The following is a 21,775-nucleotide window of genomic DNA, read 5'->3' on the forward strand; positions in this document are numbered from 1 at the left end:
ACCCGCCTCAGCAAGCCCAAACCTTGCTGAGGCGCAAACGCTTATGGGAAAAACAAAGCGACTTCAGCTGATACTTGATCAGCGCGGCAATCACCAGAATGCCGATGATAAGAACAAGCCACATGACGATTCCGCCGAAGCCGAAGCCGAATCCCATGCCAAACCCCATCCCATTTCCGTGCATCTTTTTTGATCCTTTCAATTTGCCCTTAAAAATGCCACCAAACAGCCCCCAACAACCGCGACACAGAGATGCAGATTATGCCTGCGCCAGTGACCTCTAGAGAGCGTTTGGCCTGATCCTCGTGCTTCGCGTGCCGGGTGGCTCATTCCGGCTTGAGACAAAAGTTATCAGCTTTGCACCTTGACCTTCCTGCTATGGCAACCTTTATCTTAAGGAGGAAACAAGAGAGGTTGGCATGGCCGATTTGGATCAGCCCGGGCTTGATCTGGGTACAAAAGAGCTCAAGGAATTAAAGACGAAGGAGACCTTGCCAGCTCTGCTGGCCAAGGCCGAGTCCCTTGGTTTTTCGGATCAGGAAATCAAAAGGCTCAAAGCCATGTATGCCTCACACATCGATCGAGAGATGAAATGAATATCGGGCAGGTTGCACACAAAACGGAATTGCCCGCCAAGACGATCCGCTATTACGAGGAGATCGATCTTGTATCGCCAGTCCGGGCGGAGAACGGCTATCGGACCTACTCGGATCAGGATATCCATCGACTGATTTTCCTCAAGCGATCCCGCAGTCTGGGCTTCAGCATTGATGAATGCCGTGTGCTGTTGTCGCTCTACGACGATGAGCACCGCGCCAGCGCTGACGTCAAAGTGATTGCTCAAGCCAAGATTTCCCAGATCGACCAGAAAATAGCCGAGCTTCAATCACTCAAATCGACCTTGTCCGAACTGGTCGCGCACTGTCATGGTGACAACATGCCCGACTGCCCCATTCTTGACGGTCTTTCCAGCGACACTGAAGATTGGTCAAACCGAAACACCACTCAAACAGGGTGTTGCGAAAGGGAGAAAGAACATGAGCTACACGATTGATCGCATGCTTGAAGGAGTTAAAATCGAGGAAGCGGAAGCCCGCACCCGTGAAGCTCTTTCTGCAAAGGGCTTTGGCGTTCTGACGGAAATCGACGTCAAGGCAACCTTGAAAAAGAAGATCGATGAAGACGTCGCTCCCTACAAGATTCTTGGCGCCTGCAATCCGGCCCTGGCTCATAAAGCCATGATGGCCGAGCCGAAGATCGGCGTGATGTTGCCCTGCAATGTCATCTTGAGAGAGTTGGAAAACGGAACGGAAGTCAATGCGGTAGACCCGATCGCATCCATGAGCGCCGTCGACAATCCGGCCCTGATCGAAGTTGCAACCGAAGTGCAGCAGCTTTTGAGCGACGTTGTGGCCAAAATTTAGGCCAGAACACATCCATTCCCCACATCGCATGAAATTCGAGTGAGCAACGAAACAGGAGCGACCTTTGTTCATTTGATGCGCAACACTCTGGCTTTCATGCAAGCCATGTACTGTGTGTTGCGCATCCGCTTCTCGTTGAATAGGTATTAGCCGCGCACGAGAAAGATCGATGCATCCGTGTGGCTGGCGAGATGTCCTCCATGAGAGGGCCAGATCGCATCCGAGAAGTTGGGGACATGGGTCGCCATGACGACCAGATCTGCCGAAATCTCTTTTGCGGCTTCAAGCAGCTTCTTGTCGATATCGATGCTGGGATCATTGGCGACGATCATGTGCGTCGTCGCCTTGATGCCATGCGCCTTGGTTTGAGAAGCCGCAAAAGCGTCCAGCTTGTCGCCATACTCTTTTGGAGTGTGCCCCAGTGCGCCCGGTTCCGGTCCGGTTATTCCCACATAGATCACGTCTGCTTCGTCTTTTTTTGCCATGTCGGCAGCGATGGTCAACGCCTTGTCCAATTTGGCTACATGACGCAAATCCACCGGAACCATGATCGTTTTGAACATTGTCTCTACCTCACGTTTCCAAAGGATGTCTGCTAGAATTCATATTAACAGAAATGCGAAAAAACCGAAATGGTTCAATGTATTTAGGCAAAAATTTCTGATCCACTACGGAGCCGTCAGTGGACGAATTCAAGCACACTTATCCATGAGACCAAGGCAGAAATCTGCGCTATTCAATCAGATGTCGCCCATAAATTCGGCATAGATCGCCGAGGCAATGTCTTCGACAATGGATCGTTGGTTCGATGTCAGATCAGGCTGTGATCGTTTCACAGCAGAAAGCTTTTTACGATGGTTCTCTGTAACCCAAGCAGTTTGCGGCATCTCAGGAACATACTGGCTTTCCCAAAGACGGCTTTCATCGACCTCTATGTCGTCGGAAATTTCCTTGAATTTAGACTTGTATGCACCGGTAAAAAAGTCATCGTAATGGATCAGAACCGTTTGATCTGGCTTGGTTGACACCAGTTCCTTGGTAAACAGCAACCTGTTGGCATATTCGGTCGAACGATGAGCAACAAACTCATCGGTTATCTCAACACCGAGTTTTTTGTCGACAGACAAATAGGAAGCGATCGTCTCGAAGGGATCTCTGACAGTTACAACCAGCTTGGCCCGCGGTATGAATTCATGGATCCATTTGAAGGTGCCAAGCATCATCGGATCTTTAAATGCCAGGAATTGTGGTGATCCCAAGTTGAGCCAGACATTGAATACAAAGGATGAGATCTGCTCGCGCGCCAAGTCAGAGAACCCATCAATGGATCCAAAAAGGCCCTCCGTGTGAACCGGGTTGTTTACGGCGGCCTCTATATTATCGAGCATTCCGGTCAAATAGGAACATTCGGCGATATAGTCATTTACATTCGGCGATGTACACAGCATCCCATGGCAAACGGTCGTGCCACTTCTCGGACTACCGGAGACAAAGATTGGCGTGAAGTTACCTGATAACTCGGCAGTGTTGCTAATGCTTCGCATGATTTCAGAGCCTGTTGGGTTGGCCGTTACCGGAGATTTGGTGCCGCATAGAAAAATAAACCATGCATGAGCCTGATTTGCCTTAACAAGCCCATCACCTAGCACTGCATCGTAGTTCTATATCAATCCACGGTCGTACAAACAATCCAAAACTGCGTACCATATTTTGCATAACGAATGACAAAAAGAAGGGCTATTCTGAACACCCCCAACAGCAACAAGCAGCATTACCCGGCGCCGAACCTGTCGGCAAAAAAGCAGATCAGAGTCCCCCTGAAACTTCATACCATACAGGCGGGAATCAGCCTTTTTGAATGGCTCTATATTGAACAGGTGAGCAATTGTGGATGTGCCTGAAACGCCGAGAGAAATAGAGCGAATCCTCAAAGGCGAGCACCGAAGCGATGGCCTTGACTGGCATGTTGGTCGTGTCGAGAAGAAAACAGGCGCGCTGCATTTTTAGTCGCATGAAATAGTCAAGCGGCGCAAAGCCGGTTCGTTTCTTGAAGACAAAGGCAAAATGCGACTTGGACATGTTCGCAGTCTGCGCGAGCTCTTCGAGCGACAATTTGCGATCAAGTGCCTGATGCATGACTTCTATGACATCCTTGATCCGTGTGCTATGGCCATCTTCCCCATCCTGCAAACGATGCCGCATGGCAATGAGATGGGCCGCCAATTGATGGCACGCTGTGGAAGCCGACTGAAGGCTTTCTTCGGAATAGTCTCTGTTCAATAGATGCCAGATGCGCTCGAACAGCGACGGCAGGGCAGGGTCGTGACCAGGGTAGAGCGTGGCGCCCGTTTCTCCCAACTCCAGAAGGCGCAAGAGGGTTTTGGTCTTCCTTCCAGCCAGATGAATCCAGTAGATAGTCCAGGGATCATATTGGTGTGCCCCATACATGTGAGGCGCATTGGGTGGCACCACCAGCACCTGTCCCGATTCAATCCGAAAGTCGTTGCCCGCAATCTGCGCCCAACCCTCACCAGCAAAGCAATAGATGAGGATCAACTGGGCTGATCCTTTTGGCCTGTCCACAAAGTGTGACTCTGCTGAAGGGTAATACCCCACATCGCTTGGAACCATGTCCAACAGCGGATCGCCGGCAAGCCAGGATGATACAACGGATCTGGGCAGAACCGCTGAACGCTGACCGGGGAAGCCGTCACGGATCTGCGGTTGTCCATGCAATAAAAGCCGATCCATCCCTTGTCCTTTCTGGACTTTCCCGCTGTTTTTTTCATTCGCGAAAACGTCCTCTTATACAGAAGTATAAACCGGACAATAATCCATAGCAAGAAGCTGAGCATCAACGTATCGCTCGCAAATTTGAGCATATCAAACAGACAGGTTCGAAGGATGATTGGCCGACTTCCGCAATAGATCAGAATATAATCCATAGGGTTCAGGAAATATGCCATTCAAATCCGCATCTTTTCGAGCAACAGTAAAGGTGGAGGATGTCTCCAGCCTTGAGGATAAACGGCTGTCGAGACAAAAGCAGCAATGACAGACTATTCTCATCTTGCCCCAGCACCGGCTGCGGAAACGGGACCGGTAAAAGCATGGGTCCAGACACTGGTTCTGCCGACATACGAGCCAGCCGAGGCCGAGCGCAATCCGATGTTCCTCGAGAAACGGGTGTTTCAGGGCTCGTCAGGGCGCGTTTATCCGCTTCCTTTCATTGACCGCGTCGAAAGCGATCCGGTCGATCATGAATGGACGGCACTCTTCATAGAGAATGACTATCTCCGGGTGATCGTTCTGCCGGAAATCGGCGGGCGCATTTATGCTGCAATCGACAAGGTGAATGGTTACGACATCATCTACCGCAATCAGGTGATCAAGCCCGCCCTTGTGGGACTTGCTGGTCCATGGGTATCCGGCGGCATCGAGTTCAACTGGCCACAGCACCACCGGCCAAGTACCTATATGCCCACAGACTGGACCATTGAGGAAGGCGACGACGGCAGCCGCACAGTTTGGCTCAGTGAACATGAGCCGATGAACCGCATGAAAGGCATGCACGGCATTCAGCTCAAACCGGACGTGGCCCGCTTCGACGTTCTGGTCCGCCTTTACAACCGGACCTCGCTCACACAGACCATAATGTGGTGGGCAAACGCCGCGACTGAAGTACACGAGCATTATCAGAGCTTTTTCCCGGGTGACGTCAATCACGTTGCCGATCATGCCAAACGGGCAATGATTTCCTTCCCCCATTGCGACGGACATTATTATGGCGTGAATTATGGTGAGCGTGCAAAAACCGGGGTGCCCCAATCGGAGGCGCCTCGGCAGTTCGTACCTGAAGGCGATTATGCGCCGAACGACATGCGTTGGTATGCCAACATTCCTGTCCCCACCTCCTATATGTGCGTCGATACAACCGCTTCGTTCTTTGGTGGATATGATCATGCAACAAAGGCGGGCTTGGTGCATGTGGCTGACCGCCATATCTCGCCGGGCAAGAAGCAATGGACATGGGGCAATCACGAATTCGGTTATGCGTGGGATCGCAATCTCACCGACCCGGACGACAACGGAATTTACCGGCCCTATATCGAGTTGATGGCCGGTGTCTACACTGACAACCAGCCGGATTTTGCCTTCATCGCGCCGGGCGAGACAAAGGTTTTTGTTCAGCACTGGTATGGCATTCGCGATATTGGCCCCGCCGATCAGGCGTCGTCGGAAATGGCGATCAGCGTTGCGCTCGACGGTCGCAAAGTTCAGATCGGACTTCATGCCGTGGTCGCCCTTTCGAACCTGTTGGTGCAACTGAAGGCAAAAGGCGAGACGGTCGCGACCTGGAGCACAGATGCAGACCCGACAGCGGCGGTGTTCCTAGACACCACCTTGAAGACTGATGTTGCCCGCGAGGATCTGGAACTTGTTGTTCTCGACGAGGCCGGGATGCCACTTCTACAGTGGGGACGGTTCGCTGAGCGGGATGACGATCCCACTGAATCAGCCAGCGAACCAGCTGCTCCTGAGGCCGTCGTCAGTGTCGAAGAGCTCTATCTTACGGGATTGCACCTAAGCCAGTATCGCCACGCGACCCGTGCGCCCGAAGCCTATTGGCGCGAGGCGTTGAAACGCGATCCGATGGAAAGCCGCTGCAACAATGCCATGGGGCTTTGGCACTTCCGCCGCGGCGAATTCGAAACGGCTGAAACCTATTTTCGGAAAACACTCAAACGCCTGCGGACGCTCAATCCCAATCCGATCGATGGGGAAGCCTTCTACAATCTTGGCCTGACATTGCGCTATCTGGGCCTTGAGGAATCTGCCTATGATGCCTTTGGCAAGGCAAGCTGGAACATTGCCTTCATTGCACAAAGCCACATGGAGATGGCCGAGATTGATGCACGGCGCGGCGACTGGACGGAGGCACTGACGCGCGTCGAGATCGTTCTGCTGCATGGCTCTGATAATCTCAGGGCGCGCAATTTCAAGGCTTTCTGCCTTCGCTCCCTTGGGTGCAGCGACGAGGCAGACGCGATCTTCCGCAGCACGCTGGCGCTTGATCCCCTCGATTATCTGGCCCGTGATGCCATGGGCCAATCCCTCAGCTTGGATCCTCAGATCCTTCTTGATCTGTCGCTCGATTATGCCCGCATGGGACATTTCACGCGGGCCTTCGAGTTGACCAGCCGCTTCATGACCGCGCCTTCTGCCGGTGCCCAACCTATGGCGCATTACTACGCGGCCTATTTCGCCGACCGCATCGGGCAGGCCGAGGAAGCCGCCAAACAGCGCCAACTGGCCCAAAACGCCTGCAGCGACTATTGCTTCCCGTGTCGGCTGGAAGAAATCGCCATTCTGTCCGATGCCATCAAGGCAGCGCCGGATGATCCCATGGCGCCCTATTATCTGGGCAATCTCTTCTACGACAAAAAGCGCTATGAAGAAGCCATTGCGCTTTGGGAACAATCCGTTGCGCTTCAGCCAGCGTTTTCCATTCCTTGGCGCAACCTCGGTATCGCCTATCACAATATCCGCAATGACACCCAAGCGGCGCTCGACGCTTTTGACAAGGCCTTCGCTGCCAACCCGCACGACGCGTGCCTTCTCTACGAGCGGGATCAGCTTTGGAAACGGATCGGCGAAACGCCTCAGGCGCGGTTGGTTGAAATCGAAGCCAATCTTGCACTGGTCGGACAGCGCGACGCTCTGACCATCGAATATGCAGCGTTGCTCAACCAGACCGCACAGCCGGACAGGGCACTGACAATCATCGAGAACCGCAACTTCCAGCCTTGGGAAGGCGGCGAGGGGATGGTGCTAGACCAATTCACACGTGCCTGGTTGCTCAAGGGTCAGTCCGCGCTCCGAGCCGGTGATGCCACGACCGCCTTCGAAGCCTTCGAAGCCTCCATGACCAGCCCGGAAAACCTCGGCGAAGCAAGGCATTTGCTCGCCAACCAGTCCGATGCGCACTATTGGGCAGGCATGGCTTACGCCGAGGCAGGCGACCATGAGGCTGCGAGCCAGCATTGGGAGAGTGCAGCAAACTTCAAGGGCGACTTCCAGAGCATGGAGGTACGCGCTTTCTCGGAGAAAACCTACTATTCGATTTTGTCGATGCGGGAATTGGACAGATTGTTGGAAGCAGAAAGCATCTGTGACGCATTGGAGGCATTTGCCCAAAACTTGCTTGAGAGCAAGGCAAGCATCGACTATTTTGCTACCTCTCTTCCCACGATGTTGATTTTCGAAGACGACATCCAGCTCAGGCAGAATATTTCCGCCTATGTGATGCTGGCTCAGGTCGCTCTTGCGCGTGGACAGAAGGAAGTGGCGTCAAGCTGGCTCGACAAGGCATTGGAAGGGGATCCCAACCACGCCCTTGCTACCGAGCTTTATCAAGAAGTTGAAGGGGCGCAGAACATTCGACCTTCTGCGTCAGTCTAAAGAAAGAAACCAGTCATTGTGGAGGAGATACAATGGGAAAATACACCAAACTACTAGGGTCTGCAGTTGCGCTTTGCAGCTTGGCCAACGTCGCAAATGCTGACGATATCAAAATCGGCTACATCAATAAAATGGGTGATCATCCATGGTTTGTGGCAGAGGTCGTAGGTGCAAAGAAAGCCGCTGAAGCCGCTGGCGCATCGCTGGTCTCTCAGGATGTACAGTTCAACGCCGACATGGCGATCACGGCTGTCGACACGATGATCGGTGACGGCGTCAAGGGCATCGCGATTGTTGTGCCTGATCGCGGTATCGGACCGGTTATCGCTGCCCGTGCCAAGGAAGCCGGCGTCAAACTCGTAGCCGTCGATGATGACATCTACCATGAAGATGGCACCAAGGTTCCTTTCGTTGGCCTTGATTCCTACAACATCGGTCTTGCCGTTGGTGACGAATTGTCCAACCTTTACAAGGCCTCTGGCTGGGACGCGAGCACTGTCAAAATCGCTTCCATCGAAGACCGCAAGGCAGACACTTGCATGCTGCGCAACAAGGGCGCCGAGGATGCCTTCCTCGAAGCCAATCCCGAGTTCAAACGCGAAGACATTGCTCGCGTTGCCTATGACAACACCATGGTCAATTCCATTGACGTCATGACCACGACCCTGACGGCCAATCCCCAGATCACCAACTGGATTTTCTACTCCTGCAACGACGATGGCGTTCTGGGTGCTGCCCGCGCCATGGAAAACTCCGGCTATGCGCCTGAAAACGGCATTGGTGTCGGCATTGATGGCAGCCGCGCCTGTGATGCTTTCGGCAATGATCGCGAGTCTGCCTTCAAGGGAACCATGTGGTTCAATCCTGAAAATCAGGGCAAGGTTGCAGTCAATCTCCTGCTCGGAGCCATCAAGGATGGCAAGGAGCTGCCAGAGAATACCTACTCGTCTCCGGAACTGGTCAACATGAGCAATTTCGCTGACTACAAGGAGCGTCTTTGTAACTAACCTGCCATGACGGCTCCGCATCGCTGCGGGGCCGTCTCAGGATTTACGATGACATTTGGCAATGCGCCTCGATTTTGAGAACAGCGGATTGCCAAGAGACAAATGTCACGGCCGCGCTGCGCAGTTCTACATGCCACAAGGACGAGCAACCTGGTCTTCGCATCTGGATAGGAGGCGAAATGCAAAAAATATTCGGAATGACCAACATCTCCAAACGCTTTGGCGTGGTTCAGGCCTTGGCTGATGTTCAAGTCGATTTCACACCGGGAGAAGTGCTTGCACTGGTTGGCGAGAATGGCGCGGGAAAATCAACCCTGATGCGCATTCTGGAGGGCGTCTTTCCGCCCGATACCGGGTCTGTTCTCTTCGATGGCGCGCCGGTTAAATTCTCCCAGAGCAGGGAAGCCCATTCCATGGGCATTCGCGTCATTCATCAGGAGCCGGAAATCGTTCCCACAATGAGCGTCGCCGAAAATGTCTATATCGGAGATTTCCCGCGCATAGCTGGCAACTTTCTTGATCGCTCCCGCCTTCGCAAGGACACTGCGGCGCTGTTGCAGGAATTCGGCATGGGCGATGAGCTCGATCCCGACCAATTGTGCGAGAAGTTGGGGCCTGCCCAGCGCCAGATGATTGAAATCATGCGCGCAATTCGCGCAGGCGGCCAGCTTATCGCTTTTGATGAACCAACGTCCTCTCTGACCGATGACGAGGCACGGCGCCTGTTCCGGATCATCCGCGATCTTCGAAGCGAAGGCAAAGCGGTCATCTACATTTCTCACCGCCTCAATGAAGTGATTGATCTATCCGACAGGGTCGCAGTTCTACGCGATGGTCGCATCGTGTCTGTGACGGAAACCAGTGAAGAGACGACAGAAACCATTGCCCAGAAAATGGTTGGACGCGAGCTGAACACCCTGTTCAAGCGCACGCCCAGCACGCAGGACCGCACGATCCTCAAGGTCGAAAACCTGTCGTCTGATGCTATCTCGGACATTTCCATGCATATCAAGGCCGGCGAAGTTGTCGGACTTGGAGGCTTGATGGGGGCAGGGCGCTCTGAGCTTGCCAAGGCGATTTTCGGCTATGACCGCATTTCCAGTGGCAGTGTGTCCATGGAGGGCAAGACCCTGCCGCAGCAGAACACGGCTGCCGCCATTCTCGCCGGGGTCGGTTTTGCACCGGAAGACCGCAAGCATGAGGCGCTTTTGTTGATGCGCTCCATTCTGGACAATGCCTCCATCGTCATTCCCGATCTGGTGTCCAATTTCGGCTTTTTCGACCGGAATGCAGCCAAGTCGCTGGTGGGTGAGGCGGCCCGTGCGATGAAGATCAAGGCCCCCAGCCTCGATACGGAAGTGGCTGACCTTTCGGGTGGCAATCAGCAGAAGGTGGTTCTTGCCCGCTGGCTGGCCCGCTCGCCCAAACTGCTCATTCTTGATGAACCGACACGCGGCATTGATGTTGGTGCCAAATCGGAAATCTACAAACTCATTGATGATCTGGCCGCGAGCGGCATCGCCATCATGCTGATCTCCTCGGAAATGCCGGAGTTGATCGGTCTTGCCGACCGCGTGCTGGTCATGGCTGAGGGCCGCATCACCGCCGAACTGACTGGTGAGGCCGTCAATGAAGAAGAAATTCTGCGTCACGCGATGCCATCAGCATCCATGGTCGCCTGAACGGGAAACAGAAAAATGACTGAAGAAACGCTCAACACAAACAGCGCAAATGCGCGCCAATCCTTCTACGAAGCGACAGTCGGCCGCATCGGGGTCCACAACGTCAGTCTGATCCTGGCCCTTCTGGCACTCCTCGTCCTGTTCGGCTCCCTGCGCGGGGATGTCTTCTTCTCCATGCGCAACATTCTGAACATGGGCATGGGCATCGCCATCCTCGGGGTTCTGGCTATTTCTCAGACCACGGTGGTGATTTCTGGACGCATGGATATCTCCGTTGGCTCGATTGTTGGTCTGACCACGGTTGCTGTCGCTTCGGCGATCCAGATCACGGGTTCTGCCTTTTTGGGGATCGTGTTCGGCATTGTTGTCGGCGGGCTCGCAGGCCTCTTCAACGGTGTCATCATCACCTATGGCCGCGTCAACCACATCATTGTGACCCTCGGCACCATGGCGATCTTCCGCGGGGTTGCCTTCATCATTTCCGACGGGCAGTCGATTTCGATCTTCAACGACACCTTCCGGACAATCGGTATTGGCCGGTTTCTTGGCATCCCAATGCCAATCTGGGTGCTGATCATGACGGCGGTGGTGTTCCACATCTTCCTGTCCAAGTCCATCATCGGCCGGAATTTCTATGCCATTGGCGGCAACCCGATCGTTGCCCGCTTCGCCGGGATCAACCTCAATCGCTACAGCATCGGCACGTTCGTCATGAGTGGCGCTGTGGCGGGGATTGGCGGCATCCTGCTGGCAGCCCGCACCGGGTCTGGCCAGCCGATTTCCGGCTCGCAAGGGTTGGAACTTGAGGCCATCACGGCTGCCTTCCTTGGTGGCTGTGCCATGCAGGGAGGCAAGGGCAGTGTCATCGGTGCGTTGCTCGGGGTGGCCGTGATCGGGATCCTGAACAATGGCATGATCCTGACCTCTGTCCCGACCTTCTATCAGCTGCTTGCCAAGGGCTCCTTGCTGATCCTTGCGGTGGTCTTCGCTGAATTCCAGCAGAACCGCCAGTAAAGCGATCCAGTAAAGCGATAAAGACATGAAGGAGGCCATGCGTCTCCTTCATGTGCTTGTGTTATATCTCTTTCATCAAACCGGAGACAGTCGGGATGTCTTGTCTAAAGCTCAAGGACGGAGCCTGTTCCGCTGTCATCTCTACTAGAGGCGGCGCCATCTGGTCATTCGACTACGAGCATCGACAGAACACAATCCCGATCCTCAATGCGCGTGGCGATCGTGAAAGAGACAAAGCGGCACAATCAGGCTGCTTCCCGCTGGTGCCCTTTGGCAATCGCATCCGCGAAAATCGCTTTTCCTTCGAAGGCAAAGACTATTCCCTTCACTCCAACACGGACAGCGATCCGCTTTATCTGCACGGAGATGGCTGGTTGTCGGACTGGACGATCAGCCAGAGAAGCGGAAGTGGCGCCACCCTTGACTTCGAATTTGACGGTAAAGATCGCTCGCCCTATGCCTATTGCGCCAGACAGAACATCAGGATCAGAGACGATAGCCTCATCCTCGGACTGTCTGTGATGAACACAGGTGCGGTTGCCTTGCCGTTCGGGATCGGCTGGCATCCCTTCTTTACCCTGACACCCGATACGCATCTCAAGGCGAGTGCAACGGCCTACTGGCAGGAAAATGAGCATCATCTGCCCACTAAGCTTGAAAAATTGCCCGTTGATCTCGATTTCAACCAGCCCGGCGCGATCCCTGACCGTTGGATCAACAATGGCTTTGAAGGCTGGGACAACAGGGCAGAGATCACATGGCCGGAGCAGGGGATCGCCCTTCAGATTGATACGAGTCGGGAAATTGAGCGATATGTTCTCTATCGACCAGACCATGAACGGGATCCGCAGAATGCCGGGACCTTTTTCTGCTTTGAGCCGATGTCACACGCCATTGATGCACACAATCAAGCCGGTGGAGGGGGACTGCAACGTCTGGCACCCGGCGGAACCCTGTCCGGAACCATGACACTGACGCCCCGTCCCACTTCACTCTGACGTGCGAAGCGCTGTCATCAGAAACAGGCCCCAGCCAATCAGTAAATTGGAACAATCTGCCCGTTCAACGGTTCACCATTATATTTAGTGAGTTTTTATAGGCAGAGAAACAGATGGCAAACCAGACAGAACAAAACGAGCATGGAGCAACTGAGTCCGGGATCGGAAGACAGGCGCGCCATGTACGCAAAATCCCTTTTAAAGGCTGGTTTTATATCTTCAGGCGCACAGTCACCAGCTTCGCGGAAAATCGGGTGATGCTGATCTCAGCAGGTGTAACCCTTTACGTCCTGCTTGCGATGGTGCCGGGATTAAGCCTCTTCGTGTCCATCTACGGTCTTGTATCAGACCCGCAATCGATTCCGGATCAGATCGCTCTGTTGCAAGGCTTGGTGCCGGCAGAGACCCTTGACCTTATCCGAGCGCAACTCGTCCGAATCTCCGCTCAGAATGACAGTGAACTGAACAGGGCGTTCATCATTGCCCTACTGATTTCTCTGTGGAGTGCAAGTCTGGGAGCGAAGGGTATGTTTGAAGCGATGAACGTTGTTTATGGCGAGAAAGAAAAACGGAATTTCTTTACCCTGACAGGCCTCGCCTTTATGTTTACGCTGGGTGGAGCGCTGTTGGCGTTCTTCGCGTTGGCGACCGTTGTGCTCTTGCCGGCAATCGTCTCGTTCGTGCAGCTTGGTTCCGGGCTTGAATGGCTCGTTCGCATCGTCAGCTATCTGGTGTTTGCTATCGGCATCGTGTTGGGCCTGTCCGCCATCTATCGTTGGGGACCGAACAGGGCAGGCGCAAAATGGCGCTGGGTCACACCGGGAGCCGGTTTTGCCGCGATTGCCGTTATCGCAACGTCTGTGGTCTTCTCGTGGTACATGTCCAATTTCGCCAACTATGGCGCGAGCTACGGCTCGCTGGGCGCTCCCATAGGCTTTCTTACATGGCTCTGGATTTCAGTGATCGTTGTGGTCATGGGTGGAAAGCTGAACGCCGAAGCCGAGCATCAGACCGCCATGGACACCACCAAGCCACCCGAAAAGCCCATGGGCGAACGGGGGGCCTTTGTCGCTGACACGCTGGGGGAATAGTGCCTGAGACCGGTTTTGCCGATTATTCTGCGGCTGCCGGGTGGCAATAGGACACCCATGATACAAAAAAGTTTGGAACTCAATCCCTGAAGAATTCGTTTCCCTTACAACGGGCACAATGAGCCTGTTCGCAAAGGAGGACACAATGGCACACTCTGAAAATCACAATCTTATTGGTAGCGATAGGGTCGAAGGCACCTATGTCTATGACAAGGAAAACGTTGAGATCGGCCACATCGACAAGCTCATGCTGGAAAAGCAGACGGGACGGGTCGCTTATGCCGTGGTGAAATTCGGTGACGTATTTGGCTTGGGTGGTGACCAATATCCATTGCCTTGGGAGAAGCTCGAGTATGACGAGAAACTGGACGCCTATCGCTTGGATGTTTCGCGCCAAGACATTGAAGGCGCACCGAAATATCCGGAATCAGACTCCGCATGGACACCAGAATTGGGGCGTAACGTCTATGGATATTACGGCATTCCACCCTATTGGATGATCTAGTTCATCCTGCTCCATACCGCACAATTAGGCTCTGGCCGCACAAGTAAGCTCTGGCTTTTCGTGATCCCCCGGCACGGAAGGCCGGAGTTGGTCTGTTTGATACAGATGAGAGAAGGGTGCTCTGGCAAGAGCCAGTTGATCTGGCGAAACGCAGTGGAATTGGACGTCTCAAGACCAGAGCCCCCGAGAAAAAATGCCGCATTCATCGCTTGGAAACTTGAATCCAAGCGATGAATGCGACTCAACTGAACCAACCCGAAAAGCCTCACAAATCCCTGACCAAAATCGGAATTTGGCTCAGTATTGGGTTTCTATCGATGCAGCAAGTCTTCTACTTCCGCAACAAAGCGCGGGCTCTCCAAGTTTTTCTGCAAGCGCCATTCGCGATTGTGATAGGTATCCAGATAGCGATAGCCGCCGTCACAAATCACAGAGACAATCGGGCCTTTTTCGCCGTCTTCCTGCATCTTTTTGGCAATGATCAATGCCCCATAGAAGTTTGTTCCGCTTGAAGGCCCGACAGGACGCCCCAGCAATTCAGACAGCTTGAGCATCACGGCGACAGACGCGGCATCTGGAACCTTGATCATCGCGTCGACCACATCGGGCTTGAAGGCAGGCTCCACGCGTGGGCGGCCAATGCCCTCGATGCGCGAACCGAGGTCACATGTGATGCTGTTGTCACCCGTTGTCCAAGCGTCCATGAAGACCGAATTTTCGACATCGGGCACACAGAGTTTCGTGGCGAGTTTGTGGTACCGCAGATAGCGGCCAATGGTGGCAGAGTTCCCACCGGTACCAGCAGCCATAACGATCCATGCAGGGACCGGATTTGGCTCACGTTCCATCTGGCTCAGGATGCTACCGGCAATGCACTTGTCACTGCGCCAGTCTGTTGCCACCGCTGCATTGGTGAACTGGTCCATATAGTGACCATTGGTTTCCTTTGCCAAGCGTTCAGATTCGGCATAGACCTGATCGCCGCGCTCTACCAGATGACATTTCCCACCATAGTGCTTGATCGAATTGATCTTTGTCGGTGAGGTATCCTTCTGCATGACCGCGATGAACGGGAGCCCGAGGAGCTGAGCAAAATAGGCTTCACTGACAGCCGTTGACCCCGAAGAAGCTTCGATAACCGTTGTTTTGGGGCCGACATAACCATGGCAGATTGCGTTTGCAAACAGGGACTGAGCCAACCGATGTTTCAGACTTCCCGTAGGATGCGTGCTCTCGTCCTTGAAATAGATCGGCGTCTCTTCAAAACCGGGCAAATCCAGCATGATCAAATGCGTATCAACGGCGCGCTGTTTCTCGCGTTCCAGCTTATCAAGGGCTGCACTCGCCCAAGCCTGATGGGTGTTATGCTGACAAAGACTGTATTGGGGATTGGCTTCCGCCACTTGAAGCACCTGTTGCATCATTCATCTCCTTCAAGGGCAATCACCGCTTCAATCTCGATAAGCGCACCCTTTGGCAGGGCAGCAACCGCATAGGCGGCACGAGCGGGATAAGGTTCATTGAGATAAGACCCATAAGCATCGTTGACCGCGGCGAATTCCGAGAGATCCTGCATCAGGATCGTCGTCTTGACGGTGTTCTTGAGCGAGGTTCCGGCTTCTTGCGCAATCGCGGCAATATTCTTCATGCTTTGGTGAAGCTGGCCAACCACATCGGTCGCTTCGATAGCCCCGCTTTCGGGGTTAATCGGCAACTGGCCGGAGACGAACAGGAGCCCCGAAGCAGAAACCGCTTGAGAATAGGGACCGATTGCACTTGGTGCTTTATTTGTACTGATGGCTTTCATGGCACATCCTTTCCTTAAATCTAAATCGCTCAAGCTGCGACGCCAATCCGGTATGAATGAACATAATCGCTGAGCTGGCGTACCGTTTCTTCGTTGAAACCGGCACGAACAATGCAGCTGGGCGTGAGGATCAGGTCACCAAACCCTTGTGCGGATTCAATCGAGGCTTTGACTTGGTGTTTCAGGGCATCAAGATCGTTATTGGTGATAGAACGGCGATCAATGCCGCTCAGAACACAGCGGCCAGACCTCATAAGCCCGGCACTTGTGCTTGGAAGGGTTTCCCATGCATGCCAGTTGAAGGCCTGCACATTGTAATCAAGCAGTTCGTTGAAGCGGATCGATGAGCCGTGAATATGCAGAATGTTGAAGGGAGCATGCGCAGCTCCAAGCAGAGCTTCATGGTCGTAAGGAGCCACAAACTCGCTGAAATCGTCATAGCTGAACAACTCGCGCGATGTGTCCTGATGCGCAAAGAACACGCCTGTTGCGCCGGCTTCAATGGCCGCGGCAATTGTCTTTTGGGTTGTCGAAGCTATGCGAGAAAGTGCCTCATGGATGAGAGGGGCATTTTCACGATCTTTCAGCTGTTCGCGAATCCGGTTGTTGCTCAGTTTGGAAGCGGTCGTCATCGGACTGAAAGAAGAGAAAAAGATAGGCACATCCGGCATGTTCTGCCGCATGATTTTAATCGACTGGACTTCACGAGCCAAAGCGCCGGTGTCCGGTTCGATTTCCTGCAAGTTTTTCCAGTCAGAAGCCGTTTTGAATGGCGTATCTACAAGTTTGGCAATTCCACCTTTTGGAACCTCTGAGAAATCGACATCAACGCCATAATCTTCGATGGTGTACATGCCGTTGGGGGCTGCCTTTACGAAGTCCAAGTCAAATTTCTTCTGGTTCTCTATCGAGGCTTCTGCCAGCGCCGCCGGATCCATGTCACATTGGGGGAAATGCGTCCAAAACGAAAACAGCGGACCTTTTTCGGCACGTTTTCCGAAGACTTCTTTGATGAGGGATGAGTATGCCATCGGACAATATCTTCCTGTTCTGCCGCTATTGGGCAGTTATGCATTGCTTGAATTGTTGTTTTAGAAAGTGAGAGGAGCGTCAGCCCGGCGGCAGAAATGAACCGCAAGCACGCATCAAGCGCTGGCGCATGCTTTCGGCTTCCTCATCATTTCTGAAAGGCTCACGTTCTCGGCTCCAGACCACCTTGGGCCAAAAAGGATCATCGGTCTGGCGTGCAACCAGATGCAGATGCATCTGGCCGACGATATTGCCCAGATCGCCAACGTTGATCCGGACCGGGTTGAATTCCTTTTCAAGCCCGCTGGTGATCGCCGCGATTTCTTCAATGAAAATCTGGCGATCGTCAGCGGACAAATGATGGAACTCCTCAACCCCTTCTCTTCTTGGCACAAGGAGAAGCCAGGGAATTCTGCGCTCTTCCATCATCAGGATATCGCTAAGCTCCGTTTGCAACAGAGGCCGCGTTGCCTTGATTAGGCGTTCATGCAGAGAGAATGTTCCATCAGTCATTTCTTTTCTCCTAAACTGCGACTTAGTGTGCCCGACGGTCACGGAAGTATCCGTACAGAGGATAGCCAAGAACCAGAAGGCTCAGGGTGACCAGCAGCCAGGACAGGGGAGATGCGACCAAAGATGTCGGATCGCCCTGGTTTATCAATAGCGTCAGGCGGAGGTTCTTCTCGACCATATCACCCAGCACCAAGCCCAGAACAATGGGAGCCAATGGGAAATGCACGCGATTGAGCACATAACCGATGACACCGAAACCAAGCATCAGCCAACAGTTGAACATGTTGTTTGACAGGGCATAGATACCAACGAAAGTCAGTGACAGGATCATCGGAGCAAGAACAGTTTGCGGAAGTCGCATGACGTAGGCAAACAGCTTGATCGAGACGGTACCGCCGAAAGCAAACAGAACAATGGATGTAAACAGCATCTGCCACATAAAGCCGTAGGCAATATCAGGCGTGTTGCGGAACAACTGAGGTCCTGGCTGCAATCCGTGCACGAGAAGACCAGCGAGAATAACCGCTGCAACACCACTGCCCGGAACACCCAGCACCAGAGCCGGAATCATGGCCGCCGCATTGTCAGCGTTGTTGCCGCATTCGGCCGCAGCGACACCTTTCGGATTGCCCTTGCCAAAGCTGTCAGGATCATCCGAGACACGTTTGGTTTCGTTATAGGCAATGAAGGCCGCCATGGAGCCACCCGTTGCAGGCAGAATGCCAACCCAGATGCCAATCAGCGAGCTTCGGATCCAGGTTGGGATAAGCTGTCCCACATTTTTCCAGAAGCTGTCTTCGGGACCGGACTCGATCTTGATCTTTTGTGAGATATCGACAATTTTCTTTTCCACCATGCGGAGAGCTGGAGGAACAGCGTATAGGCCAGTTAGAATGATCAGGATGTTTATGCCGTCAAGCAACTCACGCTGGTCGAACACGAAGCGATCCGCGCCGGTAACGACGTCGGAGCCAACGGCACCGAACATCAGGCCCAGCAGGCCGGCAACAAGACCTTTGATCGGATCTTTACCCAAGAGCACGGCAATGGCTGAGAGGCCAAAAACACCAACCCAGAAATATTCGGCAGGGCCGAAAAGCAAAGTCACTTTCACCAAAGGTGGAGCAAACAGCATCAGTGAGATTGCGCTGACCGCACCGCCCACAGCCGAAGACCAGCAGGCAACTTTCATTGCAAATGCGGCTCGTCCCTGTTGAGCAAGAGGGTTGCCGTCAAACGTGGTGACGATAGAAGGGGGCGTGCCAGGGATATTGAGAAGAATTGCCGGAATGGAGCCGCCATACATGGCTCCGTTATAGATGCCGGCCATCATACCCAAAGCCACCAGCGGCTGCATCGCAAAAGTAAGGGGAATGAGGACAGCAATCGCCATCGTCGCTGTCAGACCGGGGAGGGCCCCCACCACCATACCTGAGAAAACGCCGATCAACATGCCCAGAAGATTTTGCCATTCCAGAACATAAGGAAGAGCATGAAAGATGGCTGCAATTGTATCAGTCATAGCGGTATCCTTAGTTCGAGCTTGTGAAGAGGGCTACTATGAGCTCTTGCGGCAGTGGTCTGTCGAAGAGCACAGAGAAAACAAGATACACAAACACGCAGAAACCTGCTGCCGATCCAATCAGGGCAACCCAATTCTTGAAACCGGCAAAGCGTGCCATTACAATCACCATCAACGCAGAAGCGGTGAAATAGCCAATGTGGTCAACGACCAGCAGGTAGGCGACGAAAATAAAAAAGCCACCTAGGACGCGCTTCCAGCTAATGGCGAAAGTCCAACCGTTCAGCTCCTCACCAAGAGCCTTCTGGGATGCTCCCGTTATGCTTCTGATGATCATCAAGACCGAACAGACAGCGATGCCACCCAAGATGAAATTGGGGAACATTTGTGCGTCCGCAGGGATGTCCTTGATAGAAAACCAAAAAACAAACGAAGCAATCAGAAATACTACCGAAACACTGATTTCAGCGATTTTATAATTCATTTTCCCGATCCTTAAAAACCAGCCGACAGCTTGTGAAAGCTGCCGGCGGATTCAGTCTTGTTATTTGGTCCAAGGAGTCTTTTCCCAGATGGCATCCAGACGCGTGCTCGTATCCAGCAAGAACTGGTCATAATCCTTGTCGTTGAGATACTTGACCGGAACACCAGCGGATTTCGCTTTTTTCACATATTCAGGATCGGTAATCGCTTTCTCTACCGCAGCGCTCAGCTTCGTAACAATATCTTCCGGTGTTCCGGTAGGCACGGCGAGCCCGCGGGAAGAGCCGTTCACAACATCAATACCCAGTTCTTTGAAGGTTGGAACCTCAGGCACCCATTCGGAGCGCTCGTTGGCCATGACCCCAAGAATACGCAGGCTCCCTTCGTTCATATATTCAACAGCTTCACTCAGGTTAAAGGCTGCTGCGGGAATATGGCCACCCAGCAACGCGGTGCGCAGAGGAGCGGTGCTACCGAAAGGCACATGGTTGAATTTGGCGCCGGTTTTTTCCTGCATTTGCAGAATAGCAATGTGCTCACTCGAACCAACGGAACCGGAGGTGCCAATCGGAAGAGCGCCCGGGCTATCGATGCCGAACTGGATCAGCTGCTTGAGATCCTTGATATCGCTATCTGCGGGAACAGCGATGATGCCGGGATCATAGACAAGGTTTGCAACGCCCTTGAAGCTTTTCGGGGTATAGGCGGTTTCACGCTCGTAGGAATAGCCATACATGGCAGGCAGGTTGATGAAGCCAATCGTATAGCCATCGGGTTTGGCTGAAGCGAGCAAAGAGAAACCGATTTCACCGCCTGCGCCCGGCTTGTTGATCACAACAAGATCGGCACCGAGGTATTTTTCGATGAATGGCTGAATCGTGCGAGCGGCCACGTCGGTGCCACCACCCGGCCCGAAAGCAACGATCACATCGATTGATTCTTCTGGATAGTCGCCAGCATATGCTGATGTTGCGGAAATTGTCCCCGCAAGCAGCAGCGCAGCACCCGCTGAAACGACCTTTTTCATATTGAACATTGCGTTCTCCTATTGGTAATTGCCATTGTTGAATTGCTTTTTTCGAAAGCTTACTGACAACCTTGCTCTAAGAAAAATATTTGTTTAATATAGCTCCCATAATAAATTCATATACCTCTTGAAATCCATGCGTCTTGAACAATTACGTCTTTTCCTTCTGATCGCTCAACATGGCTCAATCTCTGGGGCGGCCAGGGCTGCGTCCATTGCTCAGCCGGCATTGAGCGTTCACATGCGTCAACTTGAAGAGAATTTGAGTACGGTCCTTTTTGAGCGGTCTGTGCGCGGTATCAAACTCACCGATGCAGGGAAAAAGCTCAAAAGACATGCAGACGCGCTTCTACGTCATGTGGAACAGGCACGTGAGGAAGTGGTTCAGGCGGGCTCGGAACCGTCGGGTCAAGTTGTCGTGGCTTTGTCAAAATCTATGGTGCCGCCTTTAGCAGGAAAACTCTTCTGGCGTTGTCATGAGCGCTTTCCCAAAATCAATTTGCGCCTACTAGACCTTTCAGTCAAAAACTCACGCGAGTTGATTCAAACCCGTGAAGTGGATTTTGGGCTTTTGCCAAATGCCCCGGCGCTTGAGGATGTAACGATCTTCCCACTCATTGCGCAAGATCTATATCTTGTTGGTCCCAAACAAACCCGAGATTCTCAGTCAAACCACTTAGAATTCAAAGACCTACACCGCTACCCATTGGTCATGGGCGGTAGAAATGACCAACTCAGAATTGAATTGCAAACCACAGCGATGAAGCATGGTTACGCTATCAATATCGAATATGAACAAGATGCTTCAGCCATTTATCATGAAATCGTTCGATGCGGAGAGATCTATACGATCGTGCCATATTCGATTTTTGCGCATGACATCGAGGCGGGAATTCTGTCGGCCCACAAGATCGTCAATCCAACCCTCGAACGCATTATGAGCATCGTGTTCCGCAACGACATTGAGCTATCAAATGCAGCTCTCGCAACAAAGTCCCTGATTGAAGACCTGATTCAGGATGCTGTGGCTGCAGGAGAACTAAGCGGCAGGCTACTCACGTAGCAAACTTTCCAAAGCTGCATTCATTTCGCTGAACTTGACGCAAAGTCAGTTCATGAGCAGGGCTTTGAGGGCGCAGGTCTCGATATCTGAATCTATTTGAACGCTCCAGAACGTCTTGACATCACGCTTTCTGTTCTTGAGAAGTGGC

Annotated in this window: 22 protein-coding genes; 11 read left to right on the forward strand and 11 right to left on the reverse strand. The window is 53.0% G+C overall.

The features are described 5' to 3' along the window. Nucleotides 1-7 precede the first annotated feature (7 nt). Nucleotides 8-184 (reverse strand): hypothetical protein, encoded by a 177-nt coding sequence (locus CPH65_RS24150; protein WP_172891547.1) that lies wholly within the window; start codon nucleotides 182-184, stop codon nucleotides 8-10. Between the two features lie 235 nt (nucleotides 185-419). Between CPH65_RS24150 and CPH65_RS23995 the strand changes: the two genes are divergently transcribed. From CPH65_RS23995 to CPH65_RS18205, 3 genes are read left to right on the forward strand one after another with little or no spacing between them, the layout of a single operon-like run. Beyond that, the gene (locus CPH65_RS23995) at nucleotides 420-596 is read left to right on the forward strand and encodes a hypothetical protein (RefSeq protein WP_157747782.1); all 177 of its coding nucleotides are present in this window, start codon (nucleotides 420-422) and stop codon (nucleotides 594-596) included. Beyond that, nucleotides 593-1,054, forward strand: a complete 462-nt coding sequence (cueR, locus tag CPH65_RS18200; RefSeq protein WP_096175164.1) for a Cu(I)-responsive transcriptional regulator — start codon at nucleotides 593-595, stop codon at nucleotides 1,052-1,054. The genes CPH65_RS23995 and cueR overlap by 4 nt, the downstream gene beginning before the upstream one ends. After that, nucleotides 1,038-1,424, forward strand: a complete 387-nt coding sequence (locus CPH65_RS18205) for a DUF302 domain-containing protein (protein WP_096175165.1) — start codon at nucleotides 1,038-1,040, stop codon at nucleotides 1,422-1,424. Before cueR ends, CPH65_RS18205 begins: the two co-directional genes overlap by 17 nt. Before the next feature lie 146 nt (nucleotides 1,425-1,570). Here the strand turns inward: CPH65_RS18205 and CPH65_RS18210 are convergent, their stop codons facing one another. From CPH65_RS18210 to CPH65_RS18220, 3 genes are all read right to left on the reverse strand, one after another. Next, the gene (locus tag CPH65_RS18210; protein WP_096175166.1) at nucleotides 1,571-1,987 is read right to left on the reverse strand and encodes a universal stress protein; all 417 of its coding nucleotides are present in this window, start codon (nucleotides 1,985-1,987) and stop codon (nucleotides 1,571-1,573) included. A 177-nt stretch (nucleotides 1,988-2,164) separates the two neighbouring features. After that, nucleotides 2,165-3,073 (reverse strand): sulfotransferase, encoded by a 909-nt coding sequence (locus CPH65_RS18215; RefSeq protein ID WP_157747783.1) that lies wholly within the window; start codon nucleotides 3,071-3,073, stop codon nucleotides 2,165-2,167. Between the two features lie 196 nt (nucleotides 3,074-3,269). Beyond that, entirely contained in the window at nucleotides 3,270-4,175 is a 906-nt protein-coding gene (locus CPH65_RS18220) for an AraC family transcriptional regulator (protein ID WP_096175168.1), read from the reverse strand. Nucleotides 4,176-4,475: 300 nt separating this feature from the next. Here CPH65_RS18220 and CPH65_RS18225 point away from each other — a divergent pair, with 300 nt between their 5' ends. From CPH65_RS18225 to CPH65_RS18255, 7 genes are all read left to right on the forward strand, one after another. Then, entirely contained in the window at nucleotides 4,476-7,886 is a 3,411-nt protein-coding gene (locus CPH65_RS18225; RefSeq protein ID WP_096175169.1) for a DUF5107 domain-containing protein, read from the forward strand. 32 nt (nucleotides 7,887-7,918) lie between these two features. Further along, nucleotides 7,919-8,893: a substrate-binding domain-containing protein gene (locus CPH65_RS18230; RefSeq protein WP_096175170.1), complete on the forward strand. Its 975-nt coding sequence runs from the start codon at nucleotides 7,919-7,921 to the stop codon at nucleotides 8,891-8,893. A gap of 197 nt (nucleotides 8,894-9,090) precedes the next feature. Then, nucleotides 9,091-10,575 carry a sugar ABC transporter ATP-binding protein gene (locus CPH65_RS18235; protein ID WP_244574446.1) on the forward strand — a complete coding sequence of 495 codons (1,485 nt, stop codon included), beginning with the start codon at nucleotides 9,091-9,093 and terminating at the stop codon, nucleotides 10,573-10,575. A 15-nt stretch (nucleotides 10,576-10,590) separates the two neighbouring features. Beyond that, nucleotides 10,591-11,589 (forward strand): ABC transporter permease, encoded by a 999-nt coding sequence (locus CPH65_RS18240; RefSeq protein WP_096175172.1) that lies wholly within the window; start codon nucleotides 10,591-10,593, stop codon nucleotides 11,587-11,589. A gap of 95 nt (nucleotides 11,590-11,684) precedes the next feature. After that, the gene (locus CPH65_RS18245; protein ID WP_157747784.1) at nucleotides 11,685-12,587 is read left to right on the forward strand and encodes an aldose 1-epimerase; all 903 of its coding nucleotides are present in this window, start codon (nucleotides 11,685-11,687) and stop codon (nucleotides 12,585-12,587) included. A 113-nt stretch (nucleotides 12,588-12,700) separates the two neighbouring features. Beyond that, nucleotides 12,701-13,678 carry a YihY/virulence factor BrkB family protein gene (locus CPH65_RS18250; RefSeq protein ID WP_096175174.1) on the forward strand — a complete coding sequence of 326 codons (978 nt, stop codon included), beginning with the start codon at nucleotides 12,701-12,703 and terminating at the stop codon, nucleotides 13,676-13,678. Nucleotides 13,679-13,823: 145 nt separating this feature from the next. After that, on the forward strand, nucleotides 13,824-14,183 hold the full coding sequence (locus CPH65_RS18255; protein ID WP_244574447.1) for a PRC-barrel domain-containing protein: 360 nt from the start codon (nucleotides 13,824-13,826) through the stop codon (nucleotides 14,181-14,183). A 311-nt stretch (nucleotides 14,184-14,494) separates the two neighbouring features. Here the strand turns inward: CPH65_RS18255 and CPH65_RS18260 are convergent, their stop codons facing one another. The 7 genes from CPH65_RS18260 to CPH65_RS18290 all read right to left on the reverse strand — a co-directional run bounded on the left by CPH65_RS18260 (nucleotide 14,495) and on the right by CPH65_RS18290 (nucleotide 20,573). Then, a complete protein-coding gene (locus CPH65_RS18260; protein ID WP_096175176.1) occupies nucleotides 14,495-15,604 on the reverse strand; it encodes a PLP-dependent cysteine synthase family protein in 1,110 nt (369 codons plus the stop codon). Further along, the gene (locus CPH65_RS18265) at nucleotides 15,604-15,990 is read right to left on the reverse strand and encodes a Rid family detoxifying hydrolase (protein WP_096175177.1); all 387 of its coding nucleotides are present in this window, start codon (nucleotides 15,988-15,990) and stop codon (nucleotides 15,604-15,606) included. Before CPH65_RS18265 ends, CPH65_RS18260 begins: the two co-directional genes overlap by 1 nt. Before the next feature lie 29 nt (nucleotides 15,991-16,019). Beyond that, the gene (locus CPH65_RS18270) at nucleotides 16,020-17,021 is read right to left on the reverse strand and encodes a uroporphyrinogen decarboxylase family protein (RefSeq protein WP_096175178.1); all 1,002 of its coding nucleotides are present in this window, start codon (nucleotides 17,019-17,021) and stop codon (nucleotides 16,020-16,022) included. A gap of 79 nt (nucleotides 17,022-17,100) precedes the next feature. Next, nucleotides 17,101-17,532 carry an HIT family protein gene (locus CPH65_RS18275; RefSeq protein ID WP_096175179.1) on the reverse strand — a complete coding sequence of 144 codons (432 nt, stop codon included), beginning with the start codon at nucleotides 17,530-17,532 and terminating at the stop codon, nucleotides 17,101-17,103. A 22-nt stretch (nucleotides 17,533-17,554) separates the two neighbouring features. After that, entirely contained in the window at nucleotides 17,555-19,054 is a 1,500-nt protein-coding gene (locus tag CPH65_RS18280) for a tripartite tricarboxylate transporter permease (protein WP_096175180.1), read from the reverse strand. A gap of 10 nt (nucleotides 19,055-19,064) precedes the next feature. Next, a complete protein-coding gene (locus CPH65_RS18285; protein WP_096175181.1) occupies nucleotides 19,065-19,538 on the reverse strand; it encodes a tripartite tricarboxylate transporter TctB family protein in 474 nt (157 codons plus the stop codon). Between the two features lie 60 nt (nucleotides 19,539-19,598). After that, nucleotides 19,599-20,573, reverse strand: coding sequence for a tripartite tricarboxylate transporter substrate binding protein (locus CPH65_RS18290; protein WP_244574448.1), 975 nt, complete (start codon nucleotides 20,571-20,573; stop codon nucleotides 19,599-19,601). A gap of 127 nt (nucleotides 20,574-20,700) precedes the next feature. On the opposite strand from CPH65_RS18290, the gene CPH65_RS18295 reads away from it, so the two are divergent. Further along, complete coding sequence (locus tag CPH65_RS18295) at nucleotides 20,701-21,627, forward strand: LysR family transcriptional regulator (RefSeq protein WP_096175182.1); 927 nt, start codon at nucleotides 20,701-20,703, stop codon at nucleotides 21,625-21,627. The last annotated feature ends 148 nt before the right edge of the window (nucleotides 21,628-21,775 follow it).

The organism is Cohaesibacter sp. ES.047 (assembly GCF_900215505.1).
GTDB lineage: Bacteria > Pseudomonadota > Alphaproteobacteria > Rhizobiales > Cohaesibacteraceae > Cohaesibacter.